This is a genomic window from Frigoribacterium sp. SL97 (genome assembly GCF_026625765.1).
Classification (GTDB): Bacteria; Actinomycetota; Actinomycetes; order Actinomycetales; family Microbacteriaceae; genus Frigoribacterium.
In genome coordinates this window covers 1264301-1279710 of sequence record NZ_CP113062.1, presented here as the reverse complement: position 1 = coordinate 1279710, position 15410 = coordinate 1264301, and the positions used below count along the sequence as shown (strand labels likewise).

Here is a 15410-nt window from a genome sequence, read left to right as displayed (position 1 = left end):
GCGGGACAATGGTGGGCATGGCAGATCAGAAGGCGCCGCGCGCGACCACCAACCGCTCCACCACCCCCGGGTCGGACACGTTCAAGGACTACATCTCGTCGCAGTGGGCCGACCGCCCCGACGTCCTCCCCGAGCCGCGTGAGCAGGCGCCGTTCGCCGCCGACCGTCGCGCGCGGCTGTCCGCGCTGCACCCGGGCACCCGCCTGGTCGTGCCGGCCGGCTCCGCCAAGGTCCGGTCCAACGACTGCGACTACCCCTTCCGTGCGCACTCGGCGTTCTCGCACCTGACGGGCTGGGGTTCCGACACCGTGCCCGGTTCGGTGCTCGTGCTCGAGCCCACGGCCGAGGGCCACGACGCCACCCTGTACCTGAGGGCGAGCGCCGGGCGTGACTCGGACGAGTTCTACGCCAACCCCGAGATCGGCGAGTTCTGGATCGGCCCGCGCCCGTCGTTGACGCAGGTCGCCGCCGACCTGGGTCTCGCCACGCGTGACCTGGCCGACTTCGAGGCCGTGGTCGGCACCATCGACGCCGGCACCCTCGTCGTCCGCGAAGCCGACCCCGACCTGACCCGCCGTCTCGACGCCGTCGTCGAGGCCGCCGCCGAGCAGTCCCCCGTCTCGGCGGGGACTACGGCCGTCGTGATCTCCGACGACGACCGCCCCCGCGAGCGGGCGACCTCCGCCGACCTGGCCCGTGACCTGAGCGAGCTGCGTCTCGTCAAGGACGCGTACGAGGTCGCGCAGATGCGTCAGGCCGTGACGGTGACGGGCAAGGGGTTCACCGACGTGATCGCCGACTTCGACGACATCGTCGCGCACCCGCGCGGCGAGCGGCTCGTCGAGGGCACCTTCAACCGTCGGGCCCGCGCCGACGGCAACACGGTCGGCTACGACACGATCGCCGCGTCGGGCGACCACGCCTGCGTCCTGCACTGGACCCGCAACGACGGCGTCGTCCGCGACGGCGACCTCATCCTCATCGATGCGGGCATCGAACTCGACAGCCTCTACACGGCCGACATCACCCGCACGCTGCCCGTCTCGGGCCGGTTCACCGACGTGCAACGTCTCGTGTACGAAGCCGTTCTCGAGGCGGCCGACGCGGCGTTCGCGATCGTGCGTCCGGGCATCGCGTTCCGCGAGATCCACGCGACGGCCATGAAGGTCATCGCCGAACGCACCGCCGAATGGGGCTTCCTGCCGGTGTCCGCCGAGGAGTCGCTGCAGCCCGACCACCAGTACCACCGCCGCTACATGGTGCACGGCACGAGCCACCACCTCGGCATCGACGTGCACGACTGCGCCGCCGCCCGTCGCGACCTCTACCTCGACGGCGTGCTCGAGCCCGGCATGGTGTTCACGATCGAACCCGGCCTGTACTTCCAGCCCGACGACCTCACCGTGCCCGAGGAGTTCCGCGGCATCGGCGTGCGCATCGAGGACGACATCCTCGTGACCGCCGACGGGGCCGAGAACCTCTCGGTGGGCATCCCCCGCACGGTCGCCGACGTCGAGGCGTGGATCTCCCGCGACTGAGGTCCGACACCGAAGGGCCCCGGGTGCGTCGCACCCGGGGCCCTTCGCCCGTTCACACCCCGATCAGCGAGGCAGGGTCATCGACCGTCGGACGACGAGTCGCCGTCCGGGGCCGACGTGTCGTCGGTCTCGGACGGTGTCCCGTCACGTCGCCGGCCGGTGACGATGGCCACGACCACACCGGCGGCGGCCAGCACGACGATCGCGACCGCGATGCCGATGACGAGTCCGGCGTTCACCGAGCCCGACTCGGGCGCAGCCGACGGCGTCGCCACGGTGTCGTCACCCGGGGTCGCCATGGTCGTCATCTCGGGCTCGGACGAGGCCGAGGGCGAGGCCGCCCCGGTCTCGTCACCGGTGGGGGCGCCGGCACCGCCAGCCGCGCCTCCTGCGCTGCCGCAGCTCGGACGGGTCGGCGAGCCTGCCCCCTCCGCGGTGCCCGCGGCGGGGGCGTAGGTGAACGGGACGGCGTCCGAGACCGTGTGGCCGTCGGCCGAGACGGCCTGGTAGGTCATCGTGTAGGCGCCGGGCGACCCGAGCGCGACACCGGTCGTCAGCGTCGGTCCCGAGGTCGTCGAGCAGCCGTCCTCGTAGTGCAGACCGGCGGCGTCCGTCACCTCGAGCACGTTCGAGCTGCCGGTGCCCGAGAGGTCGAGGATCACGTCGTTGAACGTGATCGACACGGTCGCCGGGGACGAGTCGACGGTCGAGCCCGCGGCCGGCGTGCTGCTCACGACGTAGTCGTGCGCTGCGGCCGATCCCGCCGGTACGAGGGCGAGGGCACCGACCGCGGTACCCAGCCCGGCCGTCACGAGGACGCCGAGGAGGCGCGGTGTCCGCGAGCGCGCGGCCGTCACGCGTCCACCCCGCCGTTCGTCGAGGTGCGGGACGCGGTCGCCCGGGGCCGACGGGTCAGCGCCACGACCGAGACGACGAGCGCCAGCGCACCCAGGGCGAGACCACCGATGCCCAGGCCGATCGAGAGCGGTCCGACCGCGCCGTCGCCGGAGCCCGACGCCGAGTCGCCGGAGGTGCCGACGCCCGCGGTCGTCGCGTCGTCGTCCGTCGCGTGGCCGGCGTGTTCGTCGGCCGGCGGCGCGTCGTTGACGTAGAGGGTCGGTGCGGGGTGCTCGGGCTCTTCTCCCGAGGCGGGAGTCGCGTCGGCCCAGTCGACGACCGTGCCGTCCGAGTAGCGCTGGTGGGCCGGCAGCGCGATCGACCCGGTGTCGGGCACCGCACCGGCCGAGATGACGAACTGCTGGAACTGTCCGGGTGCGATCTGCGTGTCGCCCTCGGCCGTCCAGGTCACCTGCGTCGGCGCCTCGGTGATCGTCGTGCCGTCGAGCTCGACCGGCTCGGGCAACGTGCTGGTGGTGACCTCGGTGGTCCACCCCGGGAGGGGCTCGTACGACACCGAGGTGAACGGGGTGTCGATGGGCAGGTCGACGACGAGCCCGACGGTGCCCGCGGTCGCCGACTCGTTCGGCACCTTGAAGGTCAACGTCTCGTACGAACCGGCCTCGGCCTGACCGGGCTCGACGTGGACGTGGGCCGAGGCCGCGAGGGGCGCGGCCAACGCGAGCAGGGCGGCGGCGCCGAGGGCCGCTGCCGAACGGGCGACGACGGCGGACGACCGGGGACGGCGGGACGCGACGGAAATGGGGTTGGTGCTGCGGTTCATGGATCTGGTCCTCTCGATCGCGAGCGCGATCGGTCTGCGGTGCATGACGATGGGGCCCGACGGCGCGACGGGCGCGTCCGACGGGGTCACCGGCGACGGAGGTCGGCGGTGTGCGGGGTCAGGCAGGGCAGGGCGGACCGCGACGGGGTCGGGCCGTGAGGTGTCGTCGGCCGGGCGGGCACGGAAGGACGCCGACCGGAGCCGGCGGGCGCCGGACGACGGGCGCCTCGGGCCGGTGCCCGGCGGTCAGGAGGCGCGCGACGGCCAGACCGCGGACGGCCAGTCGGACGAGGGCCCACGCGGCGCCCTCGCCACGCCGGAGGGCGACGATCGTGACCACGGCCGCGAGCGCGTGGGCCAGCCACATGGCGGGGCCCCCCATGACCATGGCCTGGCCGACGCCGCCACCGGACGCGGCCCCGTCGGCGATCGTCGAGATCACGAGTGCGGAGTGGTGCCCGCCCGTCGCCGAGGCGCCCCCGCCGTCCGAGGCTCCGAGGGAGAACAGCAGGTGGAACGCGACCTGGCTGAGCGCGACCGCGACGGCGAGCCTCACGGTCGAGAGGTGCACGCCCGCCAGGGCGATCGAGACGGGCACGGCCACGGACAGGGCGAGGACGACGCCGAGCAGTCCGGGCTCCATGCCACCGCCGGCCACGTGGGAGAAGGCCGCGACCAGGGTCGACGCACCGGCGGTCAGCCAACCACGCGCGAAGCGCTCGGCCCGGGTGGCCGTCGAGGAGGGGTCGCGGGGTGCCATGTCGACACCAGGGTACGTCAGCGGCGCGGGGTCTCGGGACGCGCGAGGATCTCGTGCGCCCGCCCGGAGACCTCGGGGTCGACCACGATCTGGTAGTTCGACGCGAGCACCTGGTGGGTCGAGGTGAAGTCACGGCGGCGACGGGTGATCGCGAAGCTGACGATTCCGTAGAGCATGCCGAAGCCGGCTCCGAGCAGGGCGGCCGCCCCGACGGTGGCCGCGGTGGCGGTCTCGGTCGCGAAGACGAGCATGACGAGCCCGAAGAAGACGCCGAGCCAGAGTCCGGTCACGGCCCCGGCCAGCGCGGCGCGCCCGTAGCTCAGGCGACCGGTGACGCGTTCGACGGTCTTGAGGTCGTTGCCGATGATCGCCAGCCGCTTGATCGGGAACTCGGCCTGTGACAGCCGGTCGACCACGCGCTGCGCCTCGGGATACGTGTCGTAGGTGCCGAGGACGTCGCCCCGCGGCAGGGTGGGCACCATCGGCGGGCGGCGGCCCACGGGGCCCGGGTTCGTCATCCCTGCATTAAACACGGTGCCCCTGCCGGGCACCCGTCGGCGGCGACCCCGCGAGCGACTAAATTGGACGCGTGAGTGCAACCAGAGTCTTCGTCGCCCGGCTGGCCGGTTGCTCCGTCTTCGACCCTGCGGGCGACAAGGTCGGCAAGGTGCGCGACGTGCTGGTGGTCTACCGCCGCACCGGGGCGCCGCGCGTGGTGGGCCTCGTGGTCGAGGTCCCCGGCAAGCGCCGGGTCTTCGTGGGGATCGGACGCGTCACGAGCATCGGCTCGGGCCAGATCATCACGAACGGCGTCATCACGCTCCGCCGCTTCGAGCAGCGTGGCGGCGAGACCCGGGTCATCGCCGACCTGCTCGGTCGTCGCGTGTCGTTCCGGCACGGTGGCGGCCACGCCACCATGGAGGACGTGGCGATCGACGAGGTGAGCGAGGGCGACTGGGAGGTCGGCCAGCTCTTCCTGCGCAAGCCCAAGACGTCGCCGTCGCCGTTCGTCAAGGCGCCGACGGCGTTCGCGGCGTGGGACGACGTCGTCGAGGAGGCCGGACCGGGCGAGGCGCAGAGCGCCGAGCACCTGATCGCCGCGTACTCCGACCTCGTGCCCGCGGACCTCGCGAACACCCTGCTCGACCTCACGCCCGAGCGGCGGCTCGAGGTCGCCGGCGAACTGTCCGACGACCGACTCGCGGACGTGCTCGAAGAGCTGCCCGAGGCCGAGCAGGTCGAGATCTTCACGGGCCTCGACGACCACCGTGCGGCGAGCGTCCTCGACCAGATGCAGCCCGACGACGCGGCCGACCTCATCGCCCAGCTGCCCGACGAACGCACCGAGCAGCTGCTCACGCTGATGGAGCCCGACGAGGCCGACGACGTGCGCATGCTGCTCAGCTACGACTCCGACACCGCCGGCGGACTGATGACGACCGAGCCCGTCATCGTCTCGGCCGACGCCACGGTCGCCGAGGGCCTCGCCCTCATCCGTCGTCACGAACTGGCCCCGGCGCTCGGCGCGGCGGTCTGCGTCGTCCTGCCACCCTACGAACCGCCCACCGGCCGGTTCCTCGGCATGGTGCACTTCCAGCGGATGCTCCGTTACCCGCCGAACGAGCGCCTGGGCACGATCCTCGACCAGACCACCGAACCGGTCCGCGTCGACGCCACGGCCCTCGAGGTCACGCGGGTCATGGCGACCTACAACCTCGTCTCGGTCCCCGTCGTCGACTCGGCGCACCGCCTCGTCGGCGTCGTCACCATCGACGACGTCCTCGACCACGTCCTGCCGGACGACTGGCGCAGTCAGGACCCCGACCAACCGCTGACCCCGAGCCGACCGCGTGGCCGCGCCCGTCGCCCCGCGATCGGCCAGAGCACGAGGAGCGACGATGGCCCGCGATAACCGCAACGACGTCCGCCTCGACGCCCCCAAGGGTCTGCGCCCCCGCGTGCTGCCCGGGCGCAAGCGGGTCAGCAGCGACCGCTTCGGTCGGGCGACCGAGTCCATCGCCCGGGGCATGGGCACGCCCTACTTCCTGATCGCCCTCACCCTGTTCTGCGTCGTCTGGATGATCTACAACACGGTCGCCCCGATCGACATCCGCTTCGACAGCGCCGCCATCGGCTTCACGGCCCTGACGCTGATCCTGTCGCTGCAGGCGTCGTACGCCGCTCCCCTCATCCTGCTCGCGCAGAACCGGCAGGACGACCGCGACCGCGTGCAGTTCGAACAGGACCGTCAGCGCGCCGAACGCAACCTGGCCGACACCGAGTACCTGGCCCGTGAGGTCGTCGCGCTCCGGATCGCGATCCGCGACATGGCCAGCAAGGACTTCATCCGAGCCGAGCTCCGCTCGCTGCTCGACGAGCTCGACCGGCGTGACGACGACGAGAGTCCCGCGGTCGAGCCGACCCGCACCTCCTCGTCGTCACGACGCGATGCCCGGCGCGACGGCCACCACCGTGGCTGAGCCGGTCGCCGCCACCCGCCCCGCGACGCCGGACGACGTCCGTCGCGCGCTCGCGCGGGTGCTCGACCCCGAGATCCGCAAGCCCGTCACCGAACTCGACATGATCGGTGACGTCGTCGTCGACGCAGGAGGCGCGGCCACGGTGGCCGTCAAGCTCACGATCGTGGGGTGCCCGGCAGCCGACACGATCGAACGCGACGTCCGCGAGGCCACGGGCTCGGTGACCGGCGTCACCGACGTCACCGTCGACGTGACCGTCATGACCAAGGACGAACGACACGCCCTCACCGAGAAGCTGCGGGCGGGCCGGGCGGCGCGCGGCATGCAGTTCGGCCCCGACACGCTGACCCGCGTGTACGCCGTCACGAGCGGCAAGGGCGGCGTGGGGAAGTCCACCGTGACCGCCAACCTCGCGGTCGCCCTCGCGGCCCGGGGCCTCGCCGTCGGCATCGTCGACGCCGACGTGTACGGCTTCAGCATCCCCGGACTCCTCGGCCTCGTCGGCCCCGACGGCGCCTCGGTGAAGCCCACCCGCGTCGACGACATGATCCTGCCGCCCGTCGCCCACGGCGTGAAGGTCATCTCGATCGGCATGTTCGTCGACGACGCCTCGACCGCCGTCGCCTGGCGCGGGCCGATGCTGCACCGGACGATCCAGCAGTTCCTGACCGACGTGTACTTCGGCGACCTCGACGTGTTGTTGCTCGACCTGCCGCCCGGGACGGGCGACGTCGCCATCTCGGTGGGGCAGTTGCTGCCGCACGCCGAGGTGCTGGTCGTCACGACCCCTCAACCGGCCGCCGCCGACGTCGCCGAGCGCAGCGGGCTCGTGGCACGCCAGACGGGTCAGCGGTTGCTCGGGGTCGTCGAGAACATGGCGGGTCTGCCCCAGGCCGACGGCAGCGTCCTCGAGCTCTTCGGCTCCGGTGGTGGCGTCGAGACGGCCCGCCGACTGTCGTCCGGTCAAGAAGCCGAGGTGCCGTTGCTCGCCAGCGTGCCGCTCAGTCTGGGCCTGCGCCAGGGGGGCGACGACGGCGTACCGGTCGTGCTCGCCGCTCCCGACGATCCTGCGGCCACGGCCATCGACGAGTTGGCGGGTCGACTGTCGGTGCGGGCCCGGGGGTTGGCCGGCCGGAAGCTCGGACTCAGCGTCACCTGACCGGGGTCGAGCACCCCGGATGTGCAGAAAGGGCACCTCGCGTGGCGAGGTGCCCTTTCGTCACAGCGTCTCGCCCGGGGGGCGGCGACGTGCTCGTGCCGCACCCCAGCACGGAGGCGGCACACGCGGTGGCGGTACGCTCAGGAGGGAGACGCGCCGACCACCGCGAAGTGGACTAGGACCAGCGGTTGTAGGTCTTGGTCGGGATGGCGCGGAAACCGTCTCGGGCGACCGAGACGAGCGAGCCGGCGATTCCGACGACTGCGGCGATGGCGAGGACGATGATTCCGGTGAGCATGGGGGACTCTTTTCTGGCGCGGTTCGACGCGCGATTCTGCGTGGTGGGATGGATTCGCCACCGAGCCCGGGACCAGGTCGACCGGAGCTCGGGAGCGCTACGACGCGCTCCGGGGACTCCTCAATGATGCGCCCCGAGAAGCGGTAGATCAATCTCACGTTTCTACCGAAACAGCGTAGATTTGCTACATGGATGTCAAGCGTCTCGAACTGCTCCGCGAACTCGCCGAACGAGGCAGCGTGGCCGCCGTCGCCCGAGCCACCCACCGCACCCCGAGTGCCGTCTCGCAGCAGCTCAAGGTGCTCGAGCGCGAGGCGGGCGTGGCGTTGACCGAGCGGGTGGGACGCGGCATCGTGCTCACCGGCTCCGGGCGCGTGCTGGCCCAGACGGCCACCGACGTCGCCGTGGCACTGGAACGAGCCCAGGCGGTCTGGGACGACTTCGTCGCCACCCCCCAGGGCGAGGTCACGCTGGCCACCTTCCCCACGGGCGGGCAGATGCTGCTGCCGGGGCTGCTGCGCACGGTGGCCGAGACCCCCGGCCTGGTGGTCGTCGCGAGCGACCACGACCCGTCGATCCGCGAGTTCCCCGAGCTGGCCGCCGACCACGACGTCGTCGTCGCGCACTCGTCCGACGACAAGCCGTGGCCCGGACGCGGACTCGTCACCGTCCCCCTGCTGACCGAGCCCCTCGACATCGCCCTGCCCGCCGACCACCGTCTCGCCGGTCGCGCCTCGCTCGCACCCGGCGACCTCGAGGGCGAGAACTGGATCGGCGTCCCACACGACTTCCCGTTCGAGTGGGTCTACCGCGAGATCGAGCGGGTGACCGGCAGCCCCGTCCGCGTCGCCCAGCGCTTCAGCGACACCAAGGTGACCGAGTCGCTCGTCGGGGCCGGCCTCGGCATCGCCGTGCTGCCGCGCTTCACCGCCAAGGACGCCCGGGACGACATGGTGCTCGTGCCGCTCGAGAGCATCCGGGCCGTGCGCTGGGTGTCCGCCGTGATGCGGCGCGACCGGGCCGAGCGTCCCTCGGTGCGACGGGTCGTCGACGCGCTCAGGGCCGAGGCCTCACGCGTGGCGGCACTGCACGGAGGCGTCTGACCATCACGCCGCCCACGGGCCGCGTGGAGACCGAGTGAGGGGCTGGAGGCGAGGAGCCACGCGGCAGACCACGAGGCGGGCGACGAGGTCAGGCGGTGCGGTGCCGCAGGCGGGTCAGGTCGCCTCGGAGTCGTACGGCGGCACCTCGCCCGTCGCGAGCGGCACCACCTGTGCGGGGGAACGACCCCCCGGCAATCCTGCGGACACAGCCGCGGCGGCGGCACCGGCCGTCGCCATGCTCGGCGCCGAGGGCTTGGGAGCGCCATCCGTGCCGTCGAGCAAGGCGTCGCGGATGATGCGCCGCGGGTCGTACTGACGGGGGTCGAGCTTCTGCCACTCGACGTCGTCGAACTCGGGGCCCATCTCGTCGCGCATGCGCGTCTTCGCACCGTTGGCCATGTCGCGCACCGTCCGGACGAGCTGGGCGAGCTTCGCCGCGTAGCCGGGCAGTCGTTCGGGACCGAGCAGGAAGACCGCGAGCACACCGATGATGAGCAGCTTGTCGAACGTCAGACCGAACATGGACACGCAAGCAGACTAACCGGTGACGACTCGGGGAACCCCCTAGAGTTGGCCTTTCGAGGAGTGGGTGTGTCGCAGATAGAGTCAAGTTGGAAGTTCGCGGAAGAACTCGTCACCGAGAGCGACGCGATCGCCGAGGCTCGACAGCATTCGTTGGAGGTCGGGGTCGAGGCCGTCTCGCCGGCGGTCGGCGCCCAGCTCGCGGTCGTCGCCGCCGCCTCGAACGCCTCGTCGATCATCGAGGTCGGTACGGGCCTGGGCGTCAGCGGGCTCTGGTTGCTCTCGGGCGCCCCCGCGGCCGTCCTGACGACCATCGACCGCGAGATCGAGCACCAGCAGGCCGCCCGGGACGCCTACCTGCAGGCGGGCATCCCTGCCAGCCGCTTCCGCATGATCGCCGGCCGTGCCGCCGACGTGTTGCCCCGGATGAACGAGAACTCGTACGACATCGTCTTCGTCGACGCCGACCCCGGCTCGGTCATCGAGTACGTCGAGCACGGCCTGCGCCTCGCCCGCCCGGGCGGACTCGTCCTCGTCGCGCACGCACTCTGGCACGGACGGGTGGCCAATCCCGCCGTCCGCGACAGCACGACCACGGGCTTCCGCACCTTGCTGACCGAGGTGTCCACCTCACCGGCCGTGATCAGCTCGCTCTCGACGGCGGGCGACGGGCTGCTCTCGCTGATCAAGCGGTGACGCTCCCCCGCCGGGCTCCCTGCCCGTGCAGCAGGCAACCGGCGCGGTAGCCAGCGCACGGAGGCGGGCACGCGCACGGACGCCCCGCGCGCCGCAGGTGCGGCGGGCGGGGCGTCCGGGGTTATTAAGGAGGCGGCCGACTAGGCGCTGACGACGCCGGCGAGGGCGTCGTGCAACTCTTTGGCTTCGTCGTCGTTGACCGACACCACGAGGCGTCCCCCACCCTCGAGCGGAACACGCACGATGATGAGACGGCCCTCCTTAACGGCTTCCATAGGCCCGTCGCCGGTCCTCGGCTTCATGGCTGCCATCAGATAGTCCCCTTTCGCAAGTTGCTGGTCCCATTATCCGTGATTTCGGGCCCCCGACCTAAACGACGCCGTTCCCCGGCCGATCACGGCGGCGTCCAGTCGTACCCGTTCACCCACCAGCAGTAGTAGAGCCACACCCACTGTGCCGCCACGAACACGGCGACGAGCAGCGCCCGGTAGACCTTCGAGCGCGGCACCGCGAGGACGCCCAGCAGGGGGAAGAGCGGCATCAGGAGCCGGAAGGTGCTGGACTGCGGGAAGAACACCGCCAGCAGGTAGAGCCCGTAGGCGACGCCCCACAGCCTCAGGTCGGTGCTCGTCCGGCGTGCCCACGGCGACAGCAGCAGGGCTCCGAACGCCACGAGCGTGACCACGAGGAGGGCGATGCCGGAACCACCCGGAAACCACCAGTTCGCCCCGTCGACCCACGGGGTGAACGGCACGAGCGGTCCGTAGCCGATGTAGGGCGCCCGCCAGGCGAGTTCGGTCTCGGTGTACGCACCCGGCACGCCCGTGACAGCGCCGGCGACGACGAGCCAGGCGACGCCGAACACGCCCGTGGCCGCCGCCGACACCGCCACCCGGACGCGCTCGCGCACCGGGAAGGGATCGTCGTGCCGGCGCCACCAGCGCAGCACCCCGTGGAGACCGATCGCCAGGGCGAGCGGAAGGGCTCCAGGCCGCGTGAAGGACATGATGAGCACGACCGGCAGCATCGCCAGGTACTGCCGCCGCACCAGCATGAGCAGGCTCGCGCAGAGCAGCAGCAGGAACATCGACTCGGCGTAGGCCACCTGCAGCAGCGGCGACAGGGGCGCCACGCAGAACAGGACGACCGCGAACAACGAGGTCGACTCGGGCAGCGCGTGCCGCATGAGGCGGTAGAACAACAGGGCCGCCCCCGCGGCGCAGGCGACCGACACGACGACGGCCAGCGTCGCGAACGGCAGGCCCATCAGGCCCATCAGCCCACGGACGACGAACGGGTAGGCGGGCATGAACGCCCAGGCGTTCTCTCCGACGTGGCCGTCCCCGGTGATGGGGAGGTCGCGCGGGTACCCCACCACGGCGATGATGTTGTACCAGTGACCGTCCCAGATCGTGGCGAAGCTGCCGTAATCAGGGCTCGCGAGCGTCCAGGCGTTGGCCTGCTGGGCACCGGCGAAGGTGAGCAGCGCGATCGTGCTGACGACGCGCGACAGGACGAACACCACGAGCACCCGGGCCCACCACGGCGTGAGCCGGTAGCGCAGCAAGAGGGGCCTCGACGCCGAGGTCGGTCGTCGGGGATCGTGCCGCGTCGACGGGGACGAGGAGGCGCGACTCGCGTCGTCGACGGTCAGGCCGTCAGCCACGCCCGCAGTCCGCGCTCGTTGTCGAGGATCTGCTGCACGGGCACCCGCTCGTCGTCGTGGTGGGCCAGCATCGGGTCACCGGGACCGTAGTTGACCGCGGGGACGCCGAGCGCGGAGAACCGCGCGACGTCCGTCCACCCGTACTTGGGCTTGGCCTCGCCGCCCACGGCACGCAGGAACTGCTGTGCCAGCGGGGCGTCCAGACCGGGCCGGGCCCCGGGGGCGAGGTCGACGATCGTGACGTCGAAGCCCTCGAAGAGCTCGCGGACGTGGGCGACGGCCTCGTCGCCGCTGCGGCTCGGGGCGAACCGGTAGTTGACGTGCACCATGCACTCGTCGGGGATGACGTTGCCGGCCACGCCGCCCGTGATGCCCACGGCGTTGAGGCCCTCGCGGTAGACGAGCCCGTCGACCTCGACCTCTCGCGCCTCGTAGGCCGCCAGCACGTCGAGGATCGGCGCGGCCTTGTGGATGGCGTTGTCGCCGACCCACGAGCGGGCGCTGTGCGAGCGGGCGCCGAAGGTGCGGATCTCGGCGCGCAGGTTGCCGTTGCAGCCCCCTTCGACCCCGCTGTTGCTCGGTTCTCCCAGGACGGCGAAGTCGCCGGCCAACAGGTCGGGTCGGACGCGCGCGAGGCGGCCCAGGCCGTTCAGGGCGTCGGAGACCTCTTCGTGGTCGTACCAGACCCAGGTGACGTCGACGCCGGGCTCGGTCAACTCGACCGCGAGCCTCAGGTGGACGGCACAGCCGGCCTTCATGTCGACGGTGCCGCGACCCCAGAGGTAGTCGACCCCGTCCTCGGTCTCGTAGCGCGTGGGCACGTTGTCGTTGATCGGCACCGTGTCGATGTGACCGGCGATGACGACCCGCGAGGCCCGGCCGAGCCGGGTCCGGGCGACGATCGCGTCGCCGTCGCGGAACAACTCGAGGTGGTCGCAACCGTCGAGCGTGGCCCAGATCTCGTCGGCGACGAGGCGTTCGTCACCCGACTCCGACCGGATGTCGCAGAGCTGCCTGGTGACGTCGACGGGCGAGACGGAGAGGTCGATCGGTGCCATGCGGGCGAGTTTACGGGGCCAGGGCACGGGTCACCTCCGAAGCGGTCCGTCGGCGGCTGCCGATACGCTCGGGTCCATGACTTCCGACGCCACCGCCACCGCCCCGACCCACGCCTACGGGTACGGCCTCGCGACCGTCTCGCACGACGGCACCACGCTCGACACCTGGTTCCCCTCCCCCCGGCTCGGCACCCTCCCGGCCGACCGCGACCCCGAGATCGTCCCGGCCGAGCTGGCCGACGCGGCCGGACCCGACGAGCGCCGCGCGGTCGACCTCGTCCCGGTGACCGTCGAGATCGACCTGAGCGCGCCTCCTGCATCCACGCCCGACGCGTATCTGCGACTGCACCTGCTGAGCCACCTCCTCGTCGAGCCCAACACGGTCAACCTCGACGGCGTGTTCGCGCACCTGCCCATCGTCACCTGGACGAACGCGGGGCCGGTCCACCCCGACGACTTCGCACGGCTCCGTCCGATGCTGCAGCGTGCCGGCATCGTCGCGACCGGCATCGACAAGTTCCCCCGCATGCTCGACTACGTCTCGCCCGACCGCGTCCGCATCGCCGACGCGTCGCGGGTGAGGCTCGGTGCCCACCTGGCCCCCGGCACCACGGTCATGCACGAGGGGTTCGTGAACTTCAACGCGGGCACGCTCGGGTCGTCGATGGTCGAGGGCCGCATCTCCCAGGGCGTCGTCGTGGGTGACGGGTCCGACATCGGCGGCGGAGCCTCGATCATGGGCACGCTGTCGGGCGGCGGCACCCAGCGGGTGACGATCGGCGCCCGCGCCCTGCTCGGCGCCAACGCCGGCATCGGCATCGCGATCGGCGACGACACCGTCGTCGAGGCCGGGCTCTACGTGACGGCGGGCACCAAGGTCGTCGTCGTGGGCGGCACCCCGACCAACGACGGTTCGCCGCAGACGGTCAAGGCCGTCGAGCTCTCGGGCCAGCCGGGCTTGCTCTTCCGCCGCAACTCGCTGACCGGCGCCGTCGAGGTGCTGCCCCGCAAGGGCCACGGCATCACGCTCAACTCGCAGTTGCACGCATAGGTCTTCGACGAGCACCACGACCGAAAGGGGTGGGCACGACTCCAGGTCTGAACCTGGCGTCGTGCCCACCCCTTCGCGTCGTGCCGATCGTTCCGGCGGACTAGCGCTGCGGCCAATCGCGTTCGGTCGCGCCCAGGTACAACTGCTGGGGGCGGCCGATCTTGGTCGTCGGGTCGGTGTTCATCTCGCGCCAGTGGGCGATCCAGCCGGGAAGGCGACCGATGGCGAAGAGCACCGTGAACATGCGGGGCGGGAACCCCATCGCCTTGTAGATGACGCCCGTGTAGAAGTCGACGTTCGGGTAGAGCTTGCGCTCGACGAAGTAGTCGTCGGCCAGGGCGATGCCCTCGAGCTCCATCGCGATGTCGAGCAGGTCGTCCTTCACGCCGAGCGACTCGAGCACCTCGGTGGCGCTCTCCTTGACGAGCTTGGCGCGCGGGTCGTAGTTCTTGTAGACCCGGTGGCCGAAGCCCATCAACTTGACGCCGGCCTCTTTGTTCTTGACCCGCTCGACGAAGCGCTCGACACCCTGGCCGCTGTCGCGGATCTCGGCGAGCATCTTGAGGACGGCCTCGTTGGCCCCGCCGTGCAGCGGCCCGTAGAGGGCGCTGATGCCGGCCGAGATCGACGAGAACATGTTGGCCTGCGTCGAGCCGACGAGACGCACGGTCGAGGTCGACGCGTTCTGTTCGTGGTCCTCGTGGAGGATGAGCAGGCGTTCGAGCGCCTTCGACAGGACGGGGTTCACCTCGTACGGCTCGGCCATCGTGCCGAAGTTCAGCTTGAGGAAGTTGTCGACGAAGCTGAGCGAGTTGTCGGGGTAGAGGAACGCCTGGCCGAGGCTCTTCTTGTGCGCGTACGCCGCGATGACCGGCAGCTTCGCCAGCAGTCGGACGGTCTGGAGCTCGACCTGCTCGGGATCGTGCACGCTCATGCTGTCTTCGTAGAACGTCGACAGTGCACCGACGGCGCTCGACAGCACCGACATCGGGTGGGCGTTGTGCGGCAGGGCGTCGAAGAAACGGCGCAGGTCTTCGTGCAGCAGCGTGTGCCGCCGGATGCGCGCGTCGAAGTCGGCGAGCTGGTCGGGGGTGGGCAGTTCGCCGTAGATCAACAGCCAGGCCGTCTCGAGGTAGGTCGAGTTCTCGGCGACTTGTTCGATCGGATAGCCCCGGTAGCGCAGGATGCCCTGATCACCGTCGATGTAGGTGATCGTGCTTCGGGCGTTGGAGGTGTTCACGAAACCCGTGTCGAGGGTCGTGTAACCGGTCTGCTTGGTGAACGTCGAGATGTCGATCGCCGAGGCACCCTCGGTGCTCGCGACGATCGGGAACTCGGCTGTTCCCCCCGGGAACTGCAGCGTGGCCTTCTGGGCGTCGTTGGCAGTGTCAGTCACCC

At 71.3% G+C, this 15410-nt stretch carries 17 protein-coding genes; 7 read left to right on the top strand and 10 right to left on the bottom strand.

The window, feature by feature from the left end; translation table 11 throughout:
• Window positions 1-17: 17 nt before the first annotated feature.
• The gene (locus OVA02_RS06160; protein WP_267659426.1) at window positions 18-1538 is read left to right on the top strand and encodes an aminopeptidase P family protein; all 1521 of its coding nucleotides are present in this window, start codon (window positions 18-20) and stop codon (window positions 1536-1538) included.
• A 77-nt stretch (window positions 1539-1615) separates the two neighbouring features.
• Here the strand turns inward: OVA02_RS06160 and OVA02_RS06155 are convergent, their stop codons facing one another.
• The 4 genes from OVA02_RS06155 to OVA02_RS06140 form a co-directional block, all read right to left on the bottom strand.
• Complete coding sequence (locus OVA02_RS06155) at window positions 1616-2395, bottom strand: copper resistance CopC family protein (protein ID WP_236557028.1); 780 nt, start codon at window positions 2393-2395, stop codon at window positions 1616-1618.
• Window positions 2392-3219: a YcnI family protein gene (locus tag OVA02_RS06150; RefSeq protein WP_267659425.1), complete on the bottom strand. Its 828-nt coding sequence runs from the start codon at window positions 3217-3219 to the stop codon at window positions 2392-2394. The genes OVA02_RS06155 and OVA02_RS06150 overlap by 4 nt, the downstream gene beginning before the upstream one ends.
• Window positions 3220-3337: 118 nt before the next feature.
• The gene (locus OVA02_RS06145; protein ID WP_267659424.1) at window positions 3338-3979 is read right to left on the bottom strand and encodes a hypothetical protein; all 642 of its coding nucleotides are present in this window, start codon (window positions 3977-3979) and stop codon (window positions 3338-3340) included.
• A gap of 17 nt (window positions 3980-3996) precedes the next feature.
• Complete coding sequence (locus OVA02_RS06140) at window positions 3997-4497, bottom strand: general stress protein (protein WP_056048662.1); 501 nt, start codon at window positions 4495-4497, stop codon at window positions 3997-3999.
• A 71-nt stretch (window positions 4498-4568) separates the two neighbouring features.
• Between OVA02_RS06140 and OVA02_RS06135 the strand changes: the two genes are divergently transcribed.
• The 3 genes from OVA02_RS06135 to OVA02_RS06125 are packed head-to-tail and all read left to right on the top strand — an operon-like array spanning window position 4569 to window position 7618.
• A complete protein-coding gene (locus tag OVA02_RS06135; RefSeq protein ID WP_267659423.1) occupies window positions 4569-5891 on the top strand; it encodes a magnesium transporter MgtE N-terminal domain-containing protein in 1323 nt (440 codons plus the stop codon).
• Entirely contained in the window at window positions 5878-6459 is a 582-nt protein-coding gene (locus OVA02_RS06130; protein WP_056048668.1) for a DUF1003 domain-containing protein, read from the top strand. The genes OVA02_RS06135 and OVA02_RS06130 overlap by 14 nt, the downstream gene beginning before the upstream one ends.
• Window positions 6452-7618, top strand: a complete 1167-nt coding sequence (locus tag OVA02_RS06125; RefSeq protein ID WP_267659422.1) for an Mrp/NBP35 family ATP-binding protein — start codon at window positions 6452-6454, stop codon at window positions 7616-7618. Before OVA02_RS06130 ends, OVA02_RS06125 begins: the two co-directional genes overlap by 8 nt.
• A 175-nt stretch (window positions 7619-7793) precedes the next feature.
• Here OVA02_RS06125 and OVA02_RS06120 read toward each other — a convergent pair whose 3' ends face one another.
• Window positions 7794-7916: a hypothetical protein gene (locus OVA02_RS06120; protein ID WP_255350805.1), complete on the bottom strand. Its 123-nt coding sequence runs from the start codon at window positions 7914-7916 to the stop codon at window positions 7794-7796.
• A 188-nt stretch (window positions 7917-8104) separates the two neighbouring features.
• Here OVA02_RS06120 and OVA02_RS06115 point away from each other — a divergent pair, with 188 nt between their 5' ends.
• Window positions 8105-9019, top strand: a complete 915-nt coding sequence (locus OVA02_RS06115; RefSeq protein ID WP_056048675.1) for a LysR family transcriptional regulator — start codon at window positions 8105-8107, stop codon at window positions 9017-9019.
• A 114-nt stretch (window positions 9020-9133) separates the two neighbouring features.
• On the opposite strand, the gene OVA02_RS06110 is transcribed toward OVA02_RS06115, so the two are convergent.
• Entirely contained in the window at window positions 9134-9541 is a 408-nt protein-coding gene (locus tag OVA02_RS06110) for a hypothetical protein (RefSeq protein WP_056048676.1), read from the bottom strand.
• Between the two features lie 69 nt (window positions 9542-9610).
• On the opposite strand from OVA02_RS06110, the gene OVA02_RS06105 reads away from it, so the two are divergent.
• A complete protein-coding gene (locus tag OVA02_RS06105; RefSeq protein WP_159827108.1) occupies window positions 9611-10237 on the top strand; it encodes an O-methyltransferase in 627 nt (208 codons plus the stop codon).
• Window positions 10238-10377: 140 nt separating this feature from the next.
• Here the strand turns inward: OVA02_RS06105 and OVA02_RS06100 are convergent, their stop codons facing one another.
• The 3 genes from OVA02_RS06100 to dapE all read right to left on the bottom strand — a co-directional run bounded on the left by OVA02_RS06100 (window position 10378) and on the right by dapE (window position 12961).
• On the bottom strand, window positions 10378-10548 hold the full coding sequence (locus OVA02_RS06100; RefSeq protein ID WP_071256769.1) for a DUF3117 domain-containing protein: 171 nt from the start codon (window positions 10546-10548) through the stop codon (window positions 10378-10380).
• 83 nt (window positions 10549-10631) lie between these two features.
• A complete protein-coding gene (locus OVA02_RS06095) occupies window positions 10632-11903 on the bottom strand; it encodes a hypothetical protein (protein ID WP_267659421.1) in 1272 nt (423 codons plus the stop codon).
• Complete coding sequence (gene dapE / locus OVA02_RS06090; RefSeq protein WP_173152744.1) at window positions 11888-12961, bottom strand: succinyl-diaminopimelate desuccinylase; 1074 nt, start codon at window positions 12959-12961, stop codon at window positions 11888-11890. Before dapE ends, OVA02_RS06095 begins: the two co-directional genes overlap by 16 nt.
• Before the next feature lie 76 nt (window positions 12962-13037).
• Here dapE and dapD point away from each other — a divergent pair, with 76 nt between their 5' ends.
• The gene (gene dapD, locus OVA02_RS06085) at window positions 13038-14012 is read left to right on the top strand and encodes a 2,3,4,5-tetrahydropyridine-2,6-dicarboxylate N-succinyltransferase (protein ID WP_123571554.1); all 975 of its coding nucleotides are present in this window, start codon (window positions 13038-13040) and stop codon (window positions 14010-14012) included.
• A gap of 100 nt (window positions 14013-14112) precedes the next feature.
• Here dapD and OVA02_RS06080 read toward each other — a convergent pair whose 3' ends face one another.
• On the bottom strand, window positions 14113-15408 hold the full coding sequence (locus OVA02_RS06080) for a citrate synthase (RefSeq protein WP_082460573.1): 1296 nt from the start codon (window positions 15406-15408) through the stop codon (window positions 14113-14115).
• Window positions 15409-15410 lie beyond the last annotated feature (2 nt).

Bases quoted from the DNA above. Each gene is read 5' to 3' on its own strand.
- OVA02_RS06115 (WP_056048675.1), top strand. From the start codon at position 8,105: ATGGATGTCAAGCGTCTCGAACTGCTCCGCGAACTCGCCGAACGAGGC.
- OVA02_RS06160 (WP_267659426.1), top strand. From the start codon at position 18: ATGGCAGATCAGAAGGCGCCGCGCGCGACCACCAACCGCTCCACCACC.
- OVA02_RS06140 (WP_056048662.1), bottom strand. From the start codon at position 4,497: ATGACGAACCCGGGCCCCGTGGGCCGCCGCCCGCCGATGGTGCCCACC.
- OVA02_RS06145 (WP_267659424.1), bottom strand. From the start codon at position 3,979: ATGGCACCCCGCGACCCCTCCTCGACGGCCACCCGGGCCGAGCGCTTC.
- OVA02_RS06100 (WP_071256769.1), bottom strand. From the start codon at position 10,548: ATGGCAGCCATGAAGCCGAGGACCGGCGACGGGCCTATGGAAGCCGTT.
- dapE (WP_173152744.1), bottom strand. From the start codon at position 12,961: ATGGCACCGATCGACCTCTCCGTCTCGCCCGTCGACGTCACCAGGCAG.
- OVA02_RS06130 (WP_056048668.1), top strand. From the start codon at position 5,878: ATGGCCCGCGATAACCGCAACGACGTCCGCCTCGACGCCCCCAAGGGT.
- OVA02_RS06110 (WP_056048676.1), bottom strand. From the start codon at position 9,541: ATGTTCGGTCTGACGTTCGACAAGCTGCTCATCATCGGTGTGCTCGCG.
- dapD (WP_123571554.1), top strand. From the start codon at position 13,038: ATGACTTCCGACGCCACCGCCACCGCCCCGACCCACGCCTACGGGTAC.
- OVA02_RS06120 (WP_255350805.1), bottom strand. From the start codon at position 7,916: ATGCTCACCGGAATCATCGTCCTCGCCATCGCCGCAGTCGTCGGAATC.
- OVA02_RS06150 (WP_267659425.1), bottom strand. From the start codon at position 3,219: ATGAACCGCAGCACCAACCCCATTTCCGTCGCGTCCCGCCGTCCCCGG.